Below are 17350 nucleotides of genomic sequence, written 5' to 3'. Positions count from 1 at the left end.
ACGCGTACAGCCCGTTCACACGGCCAGAAGCCGAGGATCAGCCTCAGTGGCCGCCCTGGTCCTTGAAGCGCTTGTAGGAACGCTCGATCTCGGCCTCGGCCTCGGTACGGCCCACCCAGTCGGCACCCTCGACGGACTTGCCGGGCTCCAGGTCCTTGTAGACCTCGAAGAAGTGCTGGATCTCCAGGCGGTCGAACTCCGAGACGTGGTGGATGTCACGAAGGTGCTCCTGGCGCGGGTCCGTCGCCGGCACGCACAGCAGCTTGTCGTCGCCGCCGGCCTCGTCCGTCATGCGGAACATGCCGATCGCACGGCACTTGATGAGGCAGCCCGGGAACGTCGGCTCGTCCAGGATGACCAGCGCGTCCAGCGGGTCACCGTCCTCGCCGAGGGTGTTCTCGACGAAGCCGTAGTCGGTCGGGTAGGCGGTCGAGGTGAAGAGGCGACGGTCCAGGCGGATCCGACCGGTCTCGTGGTCCACCTCGTACTTGTTCCGCGAACCCTTCGGAATCTCGATCGTGACGTCGAACTCCACCGGTGGCTCCTCCATGATCAACACATAGTTCTGGTGGTTAAGTGTCCCTCACGCAGGTGTGTGATCGCGAAAGGGGCTGGTGGTCGTGCCGGAGATGAGACCTTGGCGAGCCGCGAAACCGCATGTGACGCGGGTCGCGGGCGCCGTGCGACCCCGTCTGGCACGAGCCGCGGAGGCCGTCCGGCCACGACTCGCGCGCGCCGCGACGGCCGCGGGACCGCGGATCGCGCGGCTCACCCGAGCCGCCCTGCCGCAGGCCGCACGCATCACCGGGCCGAAGACCTGGCAGTACACCGCGGGCGCCGCCACCGCCGGACTGGCGCTGGCCGCCGGAGTGGTGACCGCCGCCGGCCCCTGGGACTCCACCGGTCAGCGTACGGCCGAGCGGGACTGGGCGGCCGCCCAGGAACGCACGGGTGGCACAGATCACGGTCCTCATGCCGATACGTCCGACTCCTCCGGCACGGCGGCCGCAGGCCCCCGCCCCGCGCCCAGCGCCGCCTCCGTCCTGACCGGCCTCGGCGGCGGCGCCGGCACCGCCGGATCGGTCCCGAACGGCAAGGCCGTCGCCGGACTCGTCGGCCCGCTCCTGGCCGACCCGGCGCTCGGCAGCAGATCCGTGGCGATCGTCGACGTCGCCAGCGGCGAACGCCTCTACGGCGACGACTCCGGCAAGGCCCTCACCCCCGCCTCCACCACCAAGATCGCCACCGCTGTCGCCGCCCTCGACGCGCTCGGCCCCGACCACCGCCTCACCACCCGCACCGCCCTGGAACCCGACACCGGGGAACTGGTCCTCGTCGGCGGCGGCGACCCCACACTCACCGCCCGCAAGGAGGCCGAGGGCTGGGCGAGCCTGCGCGAACTCGCGGACCGCACCGCCCGCGCACTGAAGAAGCGGGACGTACGCCAGGTCACCCTTTCGTACGACAAGACGCTCTACGACGGCTCCGAACTGCACCCCATCGGGAACAACCCCAACCTCGCCCTGGTCAGCGCCCTCATGGTCGACGAGGCCCGCACCGACGACTCCACCAGCGGCCCGGTGAGGCGGGTCGAGGACCCCGCGAAGGACGCGGCCGCCCGGTTCGCGGACCTCCTCGCCGACCACGGCATCAAGACCAGCGCGCCCGGCCCCTCGAAGGCGACCGACCGCGCCGAACCGCTCGCCGAGGTCTCCTCACCGCCGCTGTCCTCCGTGGTCGAGCGCATGCTCACCAACAGCGACAACGACATCGCCGAGGCCCTCGCCCGCCAGACCGCCGTCGCGAGCGGCGCCCGCGCCGACTTCGACGGCGCGGGCAAGGCGATCAGGGACCGCCTGAAGAAGCTCGGCCTGCCCGTCGCGGGCGCCGACATCAAGGACGGCAGCGGCCTCGACCGCGCCGACAGACTGACGGCGGACCTGCTCACGGCACTGCTCGCCAAGGCGGCAGACCCGACCCGCCCCGAACTCCGCCCCGTCCTCACCGGCCTCCCCGTGGCCGGCTTCACCGGCACCCTCAGCACCCGCTACAGCGACGGCGCGGCCGGCGTCGTCCGCGCGAAGACAGGCACGCTGCACGGCGTGAACTCCCTGGCCGGCACGGTCGTCGACCAGGACGGCCGCCTCCTCGCCTTCGCGTTCCTGTCGACCGGCGACAATCCGTACGCCGCCCGGTCGGCACTGGACAGGACGGCCACCGCACTGGCGTCCTGCGGCTGCCGCTGACCTCACCGGCCCCCGCTTCCGCCACGCATCACGGCCTGCCCCAAGCGGGACCGCTCACGTACGGTTGACACATGACGAGCATCGGTGGTGCCGAGATGGTCGACTGGAATCTCGCGGTGGCGACCGCGACCCGGTTCGTGAGGCCGGGCCCGGAGGTGAGCCGCGACGAGGCCCGCGCCGTCGTCGCCGAGCTGCGCCGGCATGCCAAGGCCTCGGAGGAACACGTCCGGGGCTTCACTCGTATGGGCGCGGACGACATCCACGACACCCCGGTCCTCGTCGTCGACCGCCCCGGCTGGGTCCGGGCGAACGTCGCAGGCTTCCGGGAGATCCTCAAGCCCCTCCTCGACAAGATGCAGGAACGACGCACCACCAGTCCCGGCGGCGCCGTCCTCGGCGCGGTCGGCGGCAAGGTCACCGGCGTCGAACTCGGCATGCTGCTGTCCTTCCTCGCCTCCCGCGTCCTCGGCCAGTACGAGACCTTCGCCCCCGCCACCCGTGACCTCCCGGCGGGCGGCCCTCCTGGCTCACCCAGCGGCGGCGGCCGCCTCCTCCTCGTCGCCCCGAACATCGTGCACGTGGAGCGCGAACTCGACGTACAGCCACACGACTTCCGCCTGTGGGTGTGCCTGCACGAGGAGACCCACCGCACCCAGTTCAGCGCGGTGCCCTGGCTGCGGGACCACCTGGAGGGCGAAATCCAGTCGTTCTTGGGGGAGACCGACGTCGACCCCATGACCGTCCTGGAGCGCATCCGCGAAGCCGTTCAGTCCCTCTCCGGCGGCAGGCCCGAGACGGAGGAGGACGACGGCGGACGTTCTTTCGTCGAACTGGTGCAGACGCCGGCCCAGCGAGAGATCCTCGGCCGTCTCACCGCCGTGATGTCCCTCCTCGAAGGCCACGCCGACTTCGTGATGGACGGAGTCGGCCCCGCCGTGGTGCCGTCCGTCGCCGAGATCCGCGAGAAATTCCAGCAACGCCGCGCCAAGGGGGCGTCCCGGCTGGACATGACCCTGCGCAAACTGCTCGGCCTGGACGCCAAGTTGCGTCAGTACCGCGACGGCGAACGCTTCGTGCGCGCCGTCGTGGAACAGGTCGGCATGGACGGTTTCAACCGCGTGTGGACATCCCCGAACACCCTCCCCACCAAGGCGGAGATCGCCAAACCGGCGGACTGGATCGCGCGGGTGCACCGCAAGGCGGAGTCGTGAAACACGCGCCGAGTCGTGCATCTCATACGAAGGTCGTGAACCGAATCCGGCCGACGGCAGGTGAACGCCCCTGCAATCACCCGTCCGAGGGACCGTGAGCCATGGGTAGGCGTGCAATGCTCGGGGAACGGCCCGGTTCTGTCACCATCTACACACTCTGAGTGACCGAGCTTCGGGCTCACCCCCCGACAACTTCATGAAGGGAACCGGACATGGGTCCCCATCCTGCGGTCGCGGCGATACGCCTGGCGGTCCGCCGCGTCCTCCACGACATCCTCACCGAACACAGCCGCATCCACGACGTGCCCGCGCCCGGCAACCCGCGCGCGGCCTCCCTCAAGACCTCGCACGCGCCGTCCCCCGGCACGCAGCGAGCCGCCGGGAGCACCGCACTCGAAACGTCGTACGAGCTCCCCGGCCAGAGCCCCCAGGAGCCCCCGCGCGCTGCCCCGCACGAGCGGCCCCCCTCCCCGCTCGTGCTCGTGGCATGCTCCGGTGGCGCCGACTCCATGGCCCTCGCCTCCGCCCTCGCGTTCGAAGCCCCCAAACTCGGCATCCGCGCCGGCGGCATCACCGTCGACCACGGCCTCCAGCCCGGCTCCGACCTGCGCGCCGAAGAAGTCGTCCTGCGCCTGCGCCAACTCGGCCTCGACCCGGCCGAGTCCCTCGCCGTGACCGTCGGCCGCACCGGCGGACCCGAGGCAGCGGCCCGCGACGCCCGCTACGCCGCCCTCGACGACGCGGCCGTACGCCACGGCGCTTTCGCCGTCCTCCTCGGCCACACCCGCGACGACCAGGCCGAGACCGTCCTCCTCGGCCTCGCCCGCGGCTCCGGCATCCGCTCCCTGTCCGGAATGGCCGCGGTCTCGGGGGCCGGCGGCCGTTACCGTCGCCCCTTCCTCGGACTCGACCGGCAGACCGCCCGCAAGGCCTGCATGGTCCAGGCCCTGCCGGTCTGGGACGACCCCCACAACTCCGACCCCGCGTACACCAGGTCCCGCCTGCGCCAAGAGGGCCTGCCTGCCCTGGAGAAGGCGCTCGGCAAAGGTGTCGTGGAGGCTCTCGCCCGCACCGCCCAGCTCTCCCGCGACGACGCCGACGCCCTCGACGCCTGGGCCAGCCAGGCCGAGGCCGGCGTACGCGACGCGACCGGCCTCCTGGAGTGCGCCAAGCTGTACGCGCTGCCGCCCGCCGTACGCCGCCGGATCCTGCGCCGCGCAGCCATCGAAGCCGGGGCGCCCGCCGGTTCGCTGTTCGCCCGCCACATCGAGGAAGTCGACCGTCTGATCACCGGCTGGCGCGGCCAGGGAGCCATCAACCTCCCCGGCAAGGTCGTCGCCCAGCGGCAGGGTGGCAGACTGGTGATTCGGCAAGGCTGATTCCCGACCCCTCCACAGCAGACCACGGAGGGGCCGGTGAGCCGAGAATGCGGGACGACCGACCGAAAGTGATGCGGGTGGACGCGAAAGACATGGGTGCCGACCTCCAGCAGGTACTCATCACCAAGGAAGAGATCGACGCCAAGCTGGCAGAGCTGGCAGCGAAGATCGACGCGGAGTACGAAGGCAAGGACCTGCTCATCGTCGGTGTCCTCAAGGGCGCGGTGATGGTCATGGCCGACCTCGCCCGGGCGCTGTCCACCCCCGTCACCATGGACTGGATGGCGGTGTCGTCCTACGGCGCCGGCACCCAGTCCTCCGGTGTCGTGCGGATCCTCAAGGACCTCGACACCGACATCAAGGGCCGGCACGTCCTGATCGTCGAGGACATCATCGACTCCGGCCTGACCCTGTCCTGGCTGATCAACAACCTCGGCTCGCGCGAGCCCGAGTCCCTGAAGATCTGCACCCTGCTGCGCAAGCCGGACGCCGCGAAGGTCTCCATCGACGTCGAATGGGTCGGCTTCGACATCCCCAACGAGTTCGTCGTGGGCTACGGCCTCGACTACGCCGAGAAGTACCGCAACCTCCCGTTCGTCGGTACGCTCGCGCCCCACGTCTACGGCGGCTGAGCCCCACGGTCCGCGACCGCGGACCCGAAGGGCCCAAGCACCGTAGGAAGATCGGGAACCCCGGCGGGCCTCGCGCCGTTGGAGCATGCAGACGGGCTTGCCAGCCGTCCCGTGCGGCTTCGCGCGACGAAGCTGGGGTACCGTCAGAAGAACTGTCTTATCAAACTCACTATGGCAGGAGGGACGGGGCGGCACCGCTCCGTATGGATGGACGTGAAGCGATACTTCCGTGGGCCGGTCATGTGGATCGTGCTGGCCGTCCTTGCCGTGGTCGTGTTGATGCAGGTCGTCGGCTCGTCCGGCGGCTACAAGACGGTGGACACCGGCCAGGTCGTCCAGGCGATCAATGACAACAAGGTCGAGTCGGCCAAGCTGACCACTGGTGACGAGAACACCATCAAGGTCCAGCTCAAGGACGGCGAAAAGGTCGAGGGCGCCACCAAGATCCAGGCGAGCTACATCGGCGACCAGGGCGTGACCATCGCCAGCACGCTGCAGAACAAGTACCAGGACAAGCAGATCCCGGACGGCTACACGGTCTCGCCGTCCAAGCAGAACCCGTTCGTCGGGATCCTGCTCTCCCTGCTCCCCTTCGTCCTCATCGTCGTCGTCTTCCTGTTCCTGATGAATCAGATGCAGGGCGGCGGCTCCCGAGTCATGAACTTCGGGAAGTCCAAGGCGAAGCTCATCACCAAGGACACCCCCAAGACGACGTTCTCGGACGTCGCCGGCTCGGACGAGGCCGTCGAGGAACTCCAAGAGATCAAGGAATTCCTCCAGGAGCCGGCCAAGTTCCAGGCCGTCGGCGCCAAGATCCCCAAGGGCGTACTGCTCTACGGGCCTCCCGGAACCGGCAAGACGCTCCTCGCGCGCGCCGTCGCCGGTGAGGCGGGCGTCCCCTTCTACTCGATCTCCGGTTCCGACTTCGTCGAGATGTTCGTCGGTGTCGGTGCCTCCCGAGTCCGTGACCTGTTCGAGCAGGCCAAGGCGAACGCCCCGGCGATCGTCTTCGTCGACGAGATCGACGCGGTCGGCCGCCACCGCGGCGCCGGGCTCGGCGGCGGTCACGACGAGCGCGAGCAGACCCTCAACCAGCTGCTCGTCGAGATGGACGGCTTCGACGTCAAGGGCGGCGTGATCCTCATCGCCGCGACGAACCGGCCCGACATCCTCGACCCCGCCCTCCTGCGCCCCGGCCGCTTCGACCGCCAGATCGCGGTCGACCGCCCGGACATGCAGGGCCGTCTGGAGATCCTCAAGGTCCACCAGAAGGGCAAGCCGGTCGCCCCGGACGTCGACCTGTCGGCGGTCGCCCGCCGCACGCCGGGCTTCACCGGCGCGGACCTGAGCAACGTCCTCAACGAGGCCGCGCTGCTCACCGCCCGCTCGGACAAGAAGCTCGTCGACAACCAGATGCTGGACGAGGCCATCGACCGCGTCGTGGCGGGCCCGCAGAAGCGGACCCGGATCATGTCGGACAAGGAGAAGAAGATCACCGCGTACCACGAGGGCGGACACGCCCTGGTCGCGGCGGCCTCCCCGAACTCCGACCCGGTCCACAAGATCACGATCCTGTCGAGAGGCCGCGCGCTCGGCTACACCATGGTCCTGCCGGACGAGGACAAGTACTCCACGACCCGCAACGAGATGCTGGACCAGCTGGCCTACATGCTGGGCGGCCGCGCGGCCGAGGAGCTCGTCTTCCACGACCCGACCACCGGTGCCGCCAACGACATCGAGAAGGCCACGACCACCGCACGCGCGATGGTCACGCAGTACGGCATGACCGAGCGTCTCGGCGCGATCAAGTTCGGCGGCGACAACACCGAGCCCTTCCTCGGACGTGAAATGGCTCACCAGCGCGACTACTCGGAAGAGGTCGCCGCGCTCGTGGACGAGGAAGTAAAGAAGCTCATCGAGAACGCGCACAACGAGGCCTGGGAGATCCTGGTCGAGAACCGCGACGTCCTCGACAACCTGGTGCTCCAGCTGCTGGAGAAGGAGACGCTGGGCAAGGAGGAGATCGCCGAGATCTTCGCCCCCATCGTCAAGCGTCCCCCGCGGCCCGCCTGGACCGGGTCCTCCCGCCGCACGCCGTCCACCCGTCCGCCGGTGCTCTCCCCCAAGGAGCTCGCCCTGACGAACGGCGCCAACGGCGCGACCCCGGCGATCAGCACCGCCAAGTCGACGGTGACGGAGCCCGCCCCGGCGACGGAGCCGGCTCCCGAGGAGCGTCCCGAGAGCTGACGCCCCGCCCGGTGAGCGCACCGGGCCCGGAATGGATGCCGCGCCCCCCTGGTTCTAGCCTGGGGGGCGCGGCATTTCCGTATGCCCGCAGTTCAGACGCGTGACCCACACGCGCCACCCGCGAAGGAACGAGGCACCACATGACCGACCCCGTGACGCTGGACGGCGAGGGCCGCATCGGCGAGTTCGACGAGAAGCGCGCCGAGAACGCCGTACGCGAACTGCTGATCGCGGTCGGCGAGGACCCGGACCGCGAGGGCCTCAGGGAGACGCCGGCGCGGGTGGCGCGGGCGTATCGGGAGCTTTTGGCGGGACATGCGCAGCAGCCCGAGGACGTTCTGACGACCACGTTCGACATTGGGCACGACGAGATGGTCCTGGTGAAGGACATCGAGATCGTATCTTTGTGTGAACATCACATGTTGCCATTCCATGGCGTAGCCCACATTGGGTACATTCCGGCTGAAAGCGGCAAAATCACCGGCTTGTCGAAGCTCGCGCGGCTGGTCGAGGTGTTCGCCCGTCGACTCCAGGTGCAGGAACGACTCACCACGCAGGTTGCCGATTCCCTCATGAAGATCCTTGAGGCTCGGGGCGTGATCGTCGTGGTCGAGGCCGAGCACATGTGCATGTCGGTGCGGGGGATTCGTAAGCCCGGTGCCAAGACCACGACGTCCGCGGTGCGGGGCCAGCTTCGGGACGCTACGACCCGCGCCGAGGCAATGAGCCTGATACTGGCGCGCTAGCAAGCCCGAGCGGCATCAGTTGCAGCTCGTTGAATCGGCTTGGGCGGAAGTGCGCGAGGTACGGCTTCGCGGCGCCGGAAGCACGAAGCCGTTCACTCTCTACAGCTACCGTCTCGCCCCCTACCCGGGCTTTCTCGTGAACGGTCACCTCGCCCGCCAGCCCTGGTGAGCCGAGGGCCCTACGTCGTGGGCGTAGCCCCCGCGCCGTTGTGTTCGTCGTCCTCCGGGAGTTTGCAGACTCGTTCCAGGAAGACGGCTGCCGCTATGACGCCGAGGCCGGCCAGGACGGAGAAGCCGGCGTAGATGGCCTGGTCGCGGCGGGCGGGGATGTCGAGGTACTCCAGGAGGAAGACGCCCGTGCCGCCGTACATGCCGGCGACGAGGGCGGCTACCAGGGCGCTGGCCTGGCCGAAGACGACCGCGCGGGCGGCCATCAGGGGATCGACGCCCTTGGCCTCGGGTTGACGTTCGCGCTGGGCCTTGAGGCGGGCGCGGATCGAGATCGCCGTGGACAGGAGGACCACGGCGATCAGGGCGAGGACGATGGGGGCGGCCAGGGGGACGCTGGGCAGGGTCCCGACGGCGTTCCACAGGCGGGCACCCGCCCAGGACAGGACTCCGGCGATGATGAACACGCCGGCCAGCAGCCTGATGCGCAGCTCTCTCACGGTGTTCCTTCAGCTCCCCCGGGTGCCCGCGGATGGTGGTCGTCTTGACCTTAACGACTACTCGGGCAGCTGGAGTTCCAGGTCCACGCGCGGCGCCACGCCGTCCAGGGTGACGGTGCCGAGCAGTTCGGCGACCGCGCCGCGGCCGGGCAACTGGGCCTCGGGTTCGAGGTCGTGCCAGGGGGCGAGGACGAACGCCCGTTCGTGGGCGCGGGGGTGGGGGAGCGTGAGGTGCGGGTCGTCGGAGACGACGTCGGCGTAGGAGACGATGTCGACGTCGAGGGTGCGTGCGCCCCAGCGTTCGTCGCGGACCCGGTGGAAGGCCTCCTCGACCGCGTGCGCGCGCTCCAGCAGGGAGGACGGGGGGAGCGTGGTCTTGAGGACCACGACGGCGTTGAAGTAGGAGGGCTGGCTGCCCGGCTCGACGCCCCAGGGTTCGGTCTCGTAGACGGGGGAGACGCCCTTGATGCGGACGCCGGGGGTGTCCTCCAGCGCGTCGATGGCGCCCTGGAGGGTCTCCAGGCGGTTGCCGAGGTTGGAGCCGAGGGAGATCACGGCCCGTTTCGGGTTGCTGAGGGTGGTGTCGGCGGCGTCGACCTGCTCGACGACGGAGGCGGGTACCGGCTGTACGGTCGGGTCGCTGGGGCCCTTGATGAAGGGTGCAGTCATACTCGGCTCCGGGTGATGGTGACGGTCACGTCGTCGAAGGGGACCGTGATCGGCGCGTCCGGTTTGTGGACGGTGACCTCGACCTCGTGGACCCCTTCGTGCTTCAGACAGGCCTGGGCGATGCGTTCGGCGAGGGTCTCGATGAGATTGACCGGGTCGCCCTCGACGACGGCCACGACCTCCTCCGCCACGATGCCGTAGTGCACGGTCTTCGCCAGGTCGTCGTCCGCGGCGGCGGGCCGGGTGTCGAGGCCCAGGACGAGGTCCACGACGAAGACCTGGCCCTGCGCGCGTTCCTCGGGGAACACGCCGTGGTACCCGCGGGCCTTCAGGCCGCGCAGCGCGACACGATCCACGCGAATCACTCCTGCAATCGTCGGTGAGGGCCGGTCGGTGCCGTGTGCGGGCGGCACACCGGCCTCGAACGAATCTACCTGCGGGCACTGACAGGGCCGGGCCAGGGGGCGTGGGCCCGGTCCGGTGCCGGCAGGATTCACCGTGTGTTTCCCCTGGGGAATCCGGCGGCTCACGGGTTGGTAGCCGCCCCTACCCGCACACACGTGATTCCAACCACTTCTTGGTCCCGGAAGGGCCCGAGGGTCCCCTTGCGGGTGGTCGTGCGGGCAGGGGGCGTCACCGCGGTCGTCCCCCCCTGCGGGACCCTGGTGGGTCCTGCCGGTCCTGTACGGCGCCTACCCACTCAGGCGGGGGTGTCGTCGTTTTCGTCCTCGTCGTTCTCGGCCAGAACCGGCGAGGCGTGGTGCGACCACATCTTCCAGCCCTCGGCCGTGCGCCGGAACACGTTCGTGGCGACCACCAGCTGGCCGACGAGCGGGCCGAGCTCTTCGCCCGCGTCGGGTGCGGGGCCGCCGCTGAGGATGTTCTCGGTGCAGGTCACCAGGGCGGTGTCGCCGGTGACGGAGACGTGCACGTCGGTCAGGAAGAACTGGATGTAGTCGGTGTTCGCCATGATCAGCGCGTACGACCTGAGGACCTCGCCGCGTCCGGTGAGCACCGGCCAGCCGGGGTGCACGCAGGAGATCACGCCGGCGTCGGCCGGGTCGTGGTACGTCTCGTCGATGCCGAGGTCGGTCGGGCTGAGCCAGAGCTTGGACAGCTGCTCGAAGTCGCCGCTCTCCACGGCCTCGTAGAAGGCGGTGTTGGCCGCCTCCACCTGTTCGACGTCGGTGTGGGGGGCGCTCACCGGGCTCCTTCAGGGCCGCCGGGCGCGGTTCCGGCGTCGCGCGCCTCTTCGATGGCGCGGGTGACCCGCACCGCGTCCGCCGTGGCGCGTACTTCGTGCACGCGTACGGCCCATGCGCCGGCCTGGGCCGCGAGCGCCGAGACGGCGGCCGTGGCGGCGTCGCGCTCTCGGGCGGGCGGCGGCTCGCCCTGCGGGCCGGCGAGTACGCGGCCGAGGAACCGCTTGCGGGAGGCGGCGACGAGGAGGGGGTGGCCGAGGGTGAGCAGCCGGTGGAGGTGGGCGAGGAGCACGAGGTCGTGCTCGGCGTCCTTGGAGAAGCCGAGGCCGGGGTCGACGACGATGCGGTCGGGGGCGATACCGCCCTCCAGGACGGCCTCCACGCGTGCGTGGAGCTCCTCGACGACCTCGGCGACGACGTCGGCGTACACGCCCTTGACGTTCCCGCCGGCGAGGAAGCCCCGCCAGTGCATGACGACGAAGGGGGCGCCGGCGTCGGCGACGACCGGGATCATCGCGGGGTCGGCGAGGCCGCCGCTGACGTCGTTGACGAGGGCGGCGCCGGCGGCGAGGGCCTGCTCGGCGACGGAGGCGCGCACGGTGTCGACGGAGATCGTGACGCCCTCGGCGGCGAGGCCGCGGACGACGGGGATGACGCGGCGCAGTTCCTCGGCCTCGTCCACGCGGGTGGCGCCGGGGCGGGTGGACTCGCCGCCGACGTCGACCAGGTCGGCGCCCTCCTCGACGAGGGCGAGGCCGTGCTTGACGGCGGACGTCGTGTCGAACCAGCGGCCGCCGTCGGAGAAGGAGTCCGGGGTCACGTTGACGACTCCCATGACCGCGCACCGGTCCCACCGGGGGAGGCCCGCGACGTGCCCGCGTCCGCTGTGCTTGCTCATACGTTCAGCGTATGCGCTCCGCCGGGAGGCCGGGACAGGTCGGGGTGGGACAGGGCTGTGGGCGGGTGCAGGGCCGTTGTGGCTGGTCGCGCCCACGCGGCGGAGCCGCATGTCGAACACAGCCCCGCGCCCCTTGGCGGCGCTGCCGCTAGGCCGCTCGGACGTCCCGCTCCGCCACCCGGTGCGCGCACGGGCGCGGGGCGGCCGTGCGGCGGCGCAGGAAGCGGGGCAGCGGCAGGGCCATGTTCACGAAGCCTTCCGCCTGCATGGCGGCGAGACCGAGGCGGGGCAGGTCGGCCGAGGCGCGATAGACCACGAAGCGGGGCTCCCAGCGGGGCTGGAACTTCGCGTTGAACTTGTACAGCGACTCGATCTGGAACCAGCGGGAGAGGAAGACCAGCAGTCCCCGCCAGGCGCGCAGCACCGGTCCCGCGCCGATCTTCTCGCCGCGTGCCAGGGCCGAGCGGAACATGGCGAAGTTGAGGGACACGCGCGCGATGTCGAACCTCGGGGCGGCCTGGAGGGCGGCCACGATCAGCAGTTCGTTCATGCCGGGGTCGGCCGCGCGGTCGCGGCGCATCAGGTCCAGGGAGACGCCGTCGGTGCCCCAGGGCACGAAGTGCAGGATCGCCTTCAGGTCGCCGTAGGGGCCCGGCTCGTCGTCCGCCTTGTGGGCGGTGGCGATCAGGCAGTCCCCGTCGGACGGGTCGCCGACGCGGCCGAGCGCCATGGAGAAACCGCGCTCGGTGTCGGTGCCGCGCCAGTCCTCGGCGGCCTGGCGGATCCGCTCCAGCTCGGTCTCGCCGAGGTCACGGACACGGCGTACCCGGGTCTCGTAACCGGCGCGCTCGATGCGCTTGACCATCTGACGCACATTGCGCATCGCGCGGCCGGTGAGCGAGAAATCCGGGACGTCCACCACCGCCTCGTCGCCCAGTTCGAGGGCGTCGAGCCCGGTCTCGCGGGTCCAGACCTCGGCGCCGGTCTCGGAGCAGCCCATGACGGCGGGGGTCCAGGAGTGGGCCTTGGCCTCGTCCATGAAGCGTTCGATGGCGCCGGGCCAGGCCTCGACGTCGCCGATGGGGTCGCCGCTGGCGAGCATCACGCCGGAGACGACGCGGTAGGTGACCGCGGCCTTGCCGCTGGGGGAGAAGATGACGGCCTTGTCGCGGCGCAGTGCGAAGTGGCCGAGGGAGTCGCGGCCGCCGTGCCTGGCGAGCAGGGCGCGCAGCCGGGCCTCGTCGTCCTCGGTGAGGGCGGCGGCCGGGTGCTCGGGGCGGAAGGCCAGGTAGATGGTGGTGATCGCGGTGAGCAGGCCGAGGGCGCCGAGGGAGAAGGCGACCGTCCAGGAGGTGGTGCCCTGGTAGTCGACCGGGCCCTCGAAGCCGAACAGGCCGTACAGGACGTGGGTGATGCGGTCCGCCAGGCTCGGGTCGCCGACGAGGGTCTTCGGGTGGGCGCTGACGATGACGAGCCCGAGGGCGAGCGAACCGGCGCCCATGAGGACGAAGTTGGCGAGTGCGCGCCAGCGGCTGCGCGGGTCGGGCAGGGCCGCGAACTGGTCGCGGTGGCGCAGCAGGGGCGCGAGCAGCGCGAGGGAGATCAGGACGCCGATGACGGAGTGGCGGTAGGTGAACTGCGCCACCGCTCCGGCCGGCAGCAGGACGACGGCGGCGCGCCAGGCCCTGCGCTTGCCGCGCTTGAGGCCGTGCGCGAGCAGCAGCAACAGCACGCCGGCGCCGAGCGAGAGGGCGGCCGCGAACGGGCCCGTCGCGCCCGGCAGCACCTCGGCGATGGCGTGCATACGGCTGTGCCGGAAGCGCGGGAAGACACCGGCGGCGACGTCCAGCAGGCCGACCAGGGCGCAGGCCCTGCCGAGGAGGACGGGAACGGCCTCGGGGCGCGGGCCGCGCAGCACGTTCCGCACGCGGCTCGACAGATGCCCCACCTGGGGAGATCGTTGAGGAACCTTGCCCGACATTTCCACATCTGTCCTGACAGACATCGCATCCCATTAGTTCTGCGAGAGACCTTGGATCCGGTGCCGATTCGGGCATCCGGCGACATTGCGCCCTCTAGGACGGTGTCTTGAGGGGAGAGGTTCACTCGGCTCCCCAAAACCGTTTCAAAGGCCAAGGAAAGTCCGGGGCAAGCCCTTGCGAAGGTGCGGGGGAGGCGACGCGCGGGGCAGGTGTCCGCGCTCGTGGTCCGGGCGGAAAGCGCGGGCAGGTAACCATCGATGGGTCTCACGAGCGACAAGGTGTCGGCGCTGACGGTGCTCGCGGCCGTAGGGCTGTTCGTCGGCACGGTGTGGCTGTGGCCACGGCTGGCGCGGCGGGGCGCGCGGGCCGTCGCCGGGCGCGTCGGGCTGCTGCTGGCCACGCAGTTGGCGCTCTTCGCGTCGGTCGGCCTCCTCGCCAACCAGGCCTTCGGGTTCTACGCGAGCTGGGCCGACCTGTTCGGGCAGGAGAAGGACCAGGGCGTCGTAGTGGACCACGTGCCGGCGGGCGGGGCGCTGCGGGTCGCCGCGACGCAGCGGGTGCCGGGGGCGAGGAGTGCCGGTCCGCAGCGCGGCGGCCGGATCGAGAAGGTCGACATCGTGGGCCGTACGACACGCATCGCTACGCCCGCGTATGTCTATCTGCCGCCCGAATACTTTCAGCCGGAATACCGGACGCGTACGTTCCCCGCGGCCCTGGTCCTCACCGGCTATCCGGGTACGGCCCAGGCGCTGGTGGACAAACTCGACTACCCGCGCACGGCCGCCCGGCTGGTCGAGGAAGGCCGTACGGAGCCGATGATCCTGGTGATGATGCGGCCCACCGTGGCGCCGCCTCGCGACACCGAATGCGTGGACGTCCCCGGGGGCCCGCGGACCGAGACGTTCTTTGCGTCCGATCTGCCCGAGGCGGTGAGCGGCCACTACAGGGTCGGCGGGAATCCGGGCAGTTGGGGCGTCATCGGCGACTCCACCGGCGGCTACTGCGCGCTCAAGCTCGCCATGCACCATCCGCGCGTGTACGCCGCCGGTGCGGGACTCTCCGCCTACTACAAGGCGCCGGTCGACGCCACGACCGGCGATCTCTTCCACGGCGACGAGGAACTGCGCAATCGCGCGAACCTGTGGTGGTGTCTTGACCACATGCCGGCTCCGGACACTTCCCTGCTCGTCAGCAGCAGCAAAGTTGGAGAATCCAACTACAAGGACACGCTGAAGTTCATTGAGCGCGTGAAGGCGACCGGGCTGACCCGGATCTCGTCGATCGTCCTCGAAAGCGGAGGGCACAACTTCAACACCTGGCGGCGGGAGATTCCGGGGACCTTGGAGTGGATGAGCGGACGGCTGGACGGCAGGTGAGGTGGCCGATCCGGCTTTTTGATCTTGGTTCGTGGTCAATTAGGTGACGGAACTGAATCCTGGTGCCAAGTGAACGACTCGGGATGGCTGTCTTTTTACGGGGCGGGGCGCCAAGATTCGCCTACGCGCGGTAAGTTTCTGGCCATGCCACGTGGACGTCACCGCCATTCCCCGCCCTTGCACAGGATGCTGCCCCCGTCGGCCATCGCGGGCGTGTCCGTCGTCTGTGCGCTCGCCCCCTGGGTGTTCTCCGAAACCATGGCGTTGCGCGGCTTCGCCGCGGCCGCCGCGGCGACGGCGGTCGTGGGTGCGGTCGTCCTGCGCCGCTGGGACACGCACGCGGGCAAGCAGGTCGCCGACCTCACGCGCGCGCGTGCCAGCGACGAGTGGCGGCACGAGGAGCGGGTCGCCGAACTGGAGGCCGACCTCGAGGAGTCGCGCGAGCTGCGCGTGAAGCTCGAGCAGCGGCTGCGCGGCAAGCGGGCCGAGCTCGCCGGGCTGCGCAACGAGCACGCCTCGCTGCTGCGGCGGTACGCCACGTCGGAGACCGAGCGCGCGACCGTCCTGGAGGAGCGCCGGGTTCTGGAGATAGAGGCCGCCGCGCCCGCGCGTGCGCTGCCGCCGGTACCGGAGCCGGGTGACGACGGGGGAGAGGCCGCCGACGACGCCGCTGCCGAGTTCGCCGGGACCGCCGAGGAGGCGGGGGCTGTGGCTGCCCCGGCCGAGGCGGACGGTGCGGACGGTGCGGACGGCGTGGACGGCGTGGACGGCGTGGAGTGCGTGGCGGACGACGAGGCTGCCGAGGCGGTCGAGGACGGCGAGGACGCAGCGGGCGCGGAGGCTGCCGAAGAGGCGCCGGTGGACGCGAAGGTCTTCTCGCCGGAGGGTTCGCGGCTGTTCCTGCGGGCCAAGGCGGCGCTGGCGCGTTTGGACAAGGACGGCGGGGCGGCGGAGGACGGCGAGGCGAAGGGCGAGGCGGCCGACGAGGACTTGCCCGGGGGGAGGTCCGAGGACACCTCCGAGGGGACGTCCGAGGACACCTCCGAGGGGACGTCCGAGGAGACGTCCGAGGAGACGTCCGAGGAGACGTCCGCCGAGGGCGAGTCGCAGTCGTCCGTGGACGCATCGCCCCTGGGCGAGGCTTCGCAGGACGAGTCGGGCGCGGACCGGTCGGTCGAGGACGAGCCCGTGAAGGCGAAGTCCGTCAAGAAGTCCGTCAAGGAGCCCTCCAAGGACGAGTCCCCGAAGAACGACCCCCCGAAGGGCGACGGCCCGTCCGGCGGCAGGCCGTTGAAGGACGCCTCGGGTGACGCCGGGGTTGAGGGGGCCGGTGCCTCCGAGACGGAGCCCGTGCTGGAGGACGACCCACAGGGGAAGTCCGGGGCGGTCGACGGGCACGAGCACGCGGCCGCCGTCACCCCGGCAGGCGCCCTCGCCACGACCCGGCCGGCGCTGCCCGCCGCCCGGCGCCCCGCGGGGCACTTCATCGAGCCGACCGCGGTGGCCGTCGCGCCGGCCGCGCCCGTACGGCGTCCGGCGGTCGAGGGCGGGTTCGACTTCTTCGGCACGAAGCAGGGCACGGAGCCGTCCGCGCTGGAGTCCGTGCAGAACGAGGACCTCGCCGACGTCGTCGGCCAGGAGGCCCTCGCCCTGCACAAGGCCGAGTCCGAGGCCGAGTTCAAGCCGGCCGACGAGGAGTCCCGGGGCATCGGCCAGGTCATCGACCTGACGGCGCACGACGAGACCGAGCAGATTGACGTACAGGGGCTGCGGAGCGCGGTCTCCTGACGCAGGAGGGGCGACGGCTCGCTCGCGAGGCCGCCGCCACCTTCCGTGACGGGGACGGCTCGGGCCCTCTCCAGGGGGCTCACGCCACCGCTCAGGACGGCTCACGCCACCTCTCAGTCATGGCTCAGGCCACCCCTCGGGGACGGCTCACGCCACCTCTCAGTCATGGCTCAGGCCACCTCCCGGGACGGGCTCGCGCTACCTTCCGGGGCCGCTCCGGCCTTCCGGGGCGGGCTCACGCCACCTCCCCGGACCGTTCAGGCCGCGCCCCCGGAGCCGCTCAGGCCGCCTCCCGGAGCCGCTGAG

Annotated in this window: 15 protein-coding genes; 8 read left to right on the top strand and 7 right to left on the bottom strand. The window is 70.8% G+C overall.

The features are described 5' to 3' along the window. Nucleotides 1-43: 43 nt before the first annotated feature. Entirely contained in the window at nucleotides 44-535 is a 492-nt protein-coding gene (locus AC3ETA_RS19175) for an inorganic diphosphatase (RefSeq protein ID WP_015658794.1), read from the bottom strand. Nucleotides 536-629: 94 nt separating this feature from the next. Between AC3ETA_RS19175 and dacB the strand changes: the two genes are divergently transcribed. The 6 genes from dacB (at nucleotide 630) to folE (ending at nucleotide 8461) form a co-directional block, all read left to right on the top strand. Continuing rightward, entirely contained in the window at nucleotides 630-2246 is a 1617-nt protein-coding gene (gene dacB, locus AC3ETA_RS19170) for a D-alanyl-D-alanine carboxypeptidase/D-alanyl-D-alanine endopeptidase (protein ID WP_432194122.1), read from the top strand. Between the two features lie 71 nt (nucleotides 2247-2317). After that, entirely contained in the window at nucleotides 2318-3457 is a 1140-nt protein-coding gene (locus AC3ETA_RS19165) for a zinc-dependent metalloprotease (protein ID WP_432194121.1), read from the top strand. A gap of 212 nt (nucleotides 3458-3669) precedes the next feature. Beyond that, nucleotides 3670-4836 (top strand): tRNA lysidine(34) synthetase TilS, encoded by a 1167-nt coding sequence (gene tilS / locus AC3ETA_RS19160; protein ID WP_432194120.1) that lies wholly within the window; start codon nucleotides 3670-3672, stop codon nucleotides 4834-4836. A gap of 71 nt (nucleotides 4837-4907) precedes the next feature. Beyond that, nucleotides 4908-5468, top strand: a complete 561-nt coding sequence (gene hpt / locus AC3ETA_RS19155; RefSeq protein WP_432194222.1) for a hypoxanthine phosphoribosyltransferase — start codon at nucleotides 4908-4910, stop codon at nucleotides 5466-5468. A 207-nt stretch (nucleotides 5469-5675) separates the two neighbouring features. Continuing rightward, nucleotides 5676-7715: an ATP-dependent zinc metalloprotease FtsH gene (ftsH, locus tag AC3ETA_RS19150; RefSeq protein ID WP_380851000.1), complete on the top strand. Its 2040-nt coding sequence runs from the start codon at nucleotides 5676-5678 to the stop codon at nucleotides 7713-7715. A 140-nt stretch (nucleotides 7716-7855) separates the two neighbouring features. After that, entirely contained in the window at nucleotides 7856-8461 is a 606-nt protein-coding gene (gene folE / locus AC3ETA_RS19145) for a GTP cyclohydrolase I FolE (RefSeq protein ID WP_432194119.1), read from the top strand. Between the two features lie 179 nt (nucleotides 8462-8640). On the opposite strand, the gene AC3ETA_RS19140 is transcribed toward folE, so the two are convergent. The 6 genes from AC3ETA_RS19140 to AC3ETA_RS19115 form a co-directional block, all read right to left on the bottom strand. Next, nucleotides 8641-9129: a DUF3180 domain-containing protein gene (locus tag AC3ETA_RS19140; protein WP_432194118.1), complete on the bottom strand. Its 489-nt coding sequence runs from the start codon at nucleotides 9127-9129 to the stop codon at nucleotides 8641-8643. A gap of 57 nt (nucleotides 9130-9186) precedes the next feature. Further along, on the bottom strand, nucleotides 9187-9798 hold the full coding sequence (gene folK / locus AC3ETA_RS19135; RefSeq protein ID WP_107904547.1) for a 2-amino-4-hydroxy-6-hydroxymethyldihydropteridine diphosphokinase: 612 nt from the start codon (nucleotides 9796-9798) through the stop codon (nucleotides 9187-9189). Further along, a complete protein-coding gene (gene folB, locus AC3ETA_RS19130; RefSeq protein ID WP_432194117.1) occupies nucleotides 9795-10154 on the bottom strand; it encodes a dihydroneopterin aldolase in 360 nt (119 codons plus the stop codon). The genes folK and folB overlap by 4 nt, the downstream gene beginning before the upstream one ends. Before the next feature lie 344 nt (nucleotides 10155-10498). Further along, nucleotides 10499-11002, bottom strand: a complete 504-nt coding sequence (locus AC3ETA_RS19125; RefSeq protein WP_432194116.1) for a nuclear transport factor 2 family protein — start codon at nucleotides 11000-11002, stop codon at nucleotides 10499-10501. Next, nucleotides 10999-11898, bottom strand: coding sequence for a dihydropteroate synthase (gene folP, locus AC3ETA_RS19120; protein WP_432194115.1), 900 nt, complete (start codon nucleotides 11896-11898; stop codon nucleotides 10999-11001). Before folP ends, AC3ETA_RS19125 begins: the two co-directional genes overlap by 4 nt. Before the next feature lie 148 nt (nucleotides 11899-12046). After that, complete coding sequence (locus AC3ETA_RS19115) at nucleotides 12047-13879, bottom strand: phosphatidylglycerol lysyltransferase domain-containing protein (RefSeq protein WP_432194114.1); 1833 nt, start codon at nucleotides 13877-13879, stop codon at nucleotides 12047-12049. Between the two features lie 258 nt (nucleotides 13880-14137). Here AC3ETA_RS19115 and AC3ETA_RS19110 point away from each other — a divergent pair, with 258 nt between their 5' ends. Both AC3ETA_RS19110 and AC3ETA_RS19105 read left to right on the top strand, forming a co-directional pair. Continuing rightward, nucleotides 14138-15256, top strand: a complete 1119-nt coding sequence (locus tag AC3ETA_RS19110; RefSeq protein WP_432194113.1) for an alpha/beta hydrolase — start codon at nucleotides 14138-14140, stop codon at nucleotides 15254-15256. Nucleotides 15257-15400: 144 nt separating this feature from the next. After that, a complete protein-coding gene (locus tag AC3ETA_RS19105; RefSeq protein WP_432194112.1) occupies nucleotides 15401-17044 on the top strand; it encodes a hypothetical protein in 1644 nt (547 codons plus the stop codon). Nucleotides 17045-17350: the final 306 nt, after the last annotated feature.

This window comes from Streptomyces sp. bgisy027, from assembly GCF_057710365.1.
Note: the sequence above shows the minus strand (reverse complement) of the source record. Positions and strands in the feature narration are given on the sequence as shown.

Coding starts and splice junctions, on each gene's coding strand:
- dacB (WP_432194122.1), top strand. CDS start 630: ATGAGACCTTGGCGAGCCGCGAAACCGCATGTGACGCGGGTCGCGGGC.
- AC3ETA_RS19165 (WP_432194121.1), top strand. CDS start 2,318: ATGACGAGCATCGGTGGTGCCGAGATGGTCGACTGGAATCTCGCGGTG.
- tilS (WP_432194120.1), top strand. CDS start 3,670: ATGGGTCCCCATCCTGCGGTCGCGGCGATACGCCTGGCGGTCCGCCGC.
- hpt (WP_432194222.1), top strand. CDS start 4,908: ATGCGGGTGGACGCGAAAGACATGGGTGCCGACCTCCAGCAGGTACTC.
- ftsH (WP_380851000.1), top strand. CDS start 5,676: ATGGACGTGAAGCGATACTTCCGTGGGCCGGTCATGTGGATCGTGCTG.
- folE (WP_432194119.1), top strand. CDS start 7,856: ATGACCGACCCCGTGACGCTGGACGGCGAGGGCCGCATCGGCGAGTTC.
- folK (WP_107904547.1), bottom strand. CDS start 9,798: ATGACTGCACCCTTCATCAAGGGCCCCAGCGACCCGACCGTACAGCCG.
- folP (WP_432194115.1), bottom strand. CDS start 11,898: ATGAGCAAGCACAGCGGACGCGGGCACGTCGCGGGCCTCCCCCGGTGG.
- AC3ETA_RS19115 (WP_432194114.1), bottom strand. CDS start 13,879: ATGTCGGGCAAGGTTCCTCAACGATCTCCCCAGGTGGGGCATCTGTCG.
- AC3ETA_RS19110 (WP_432194113.1), top strand. CDS start 14,138: ATGGGTCTCACGAGCGACAAGGTGTCGGCGCTGACGGTGCTCGCGGCC.
- AC3ETA_RS19105 (WP_432194112.1), top strand. CDS start 15,401: ATGCCACGTGGACGTCACCGCCATTCCCCGCCCTTGCACAGGATGCTG.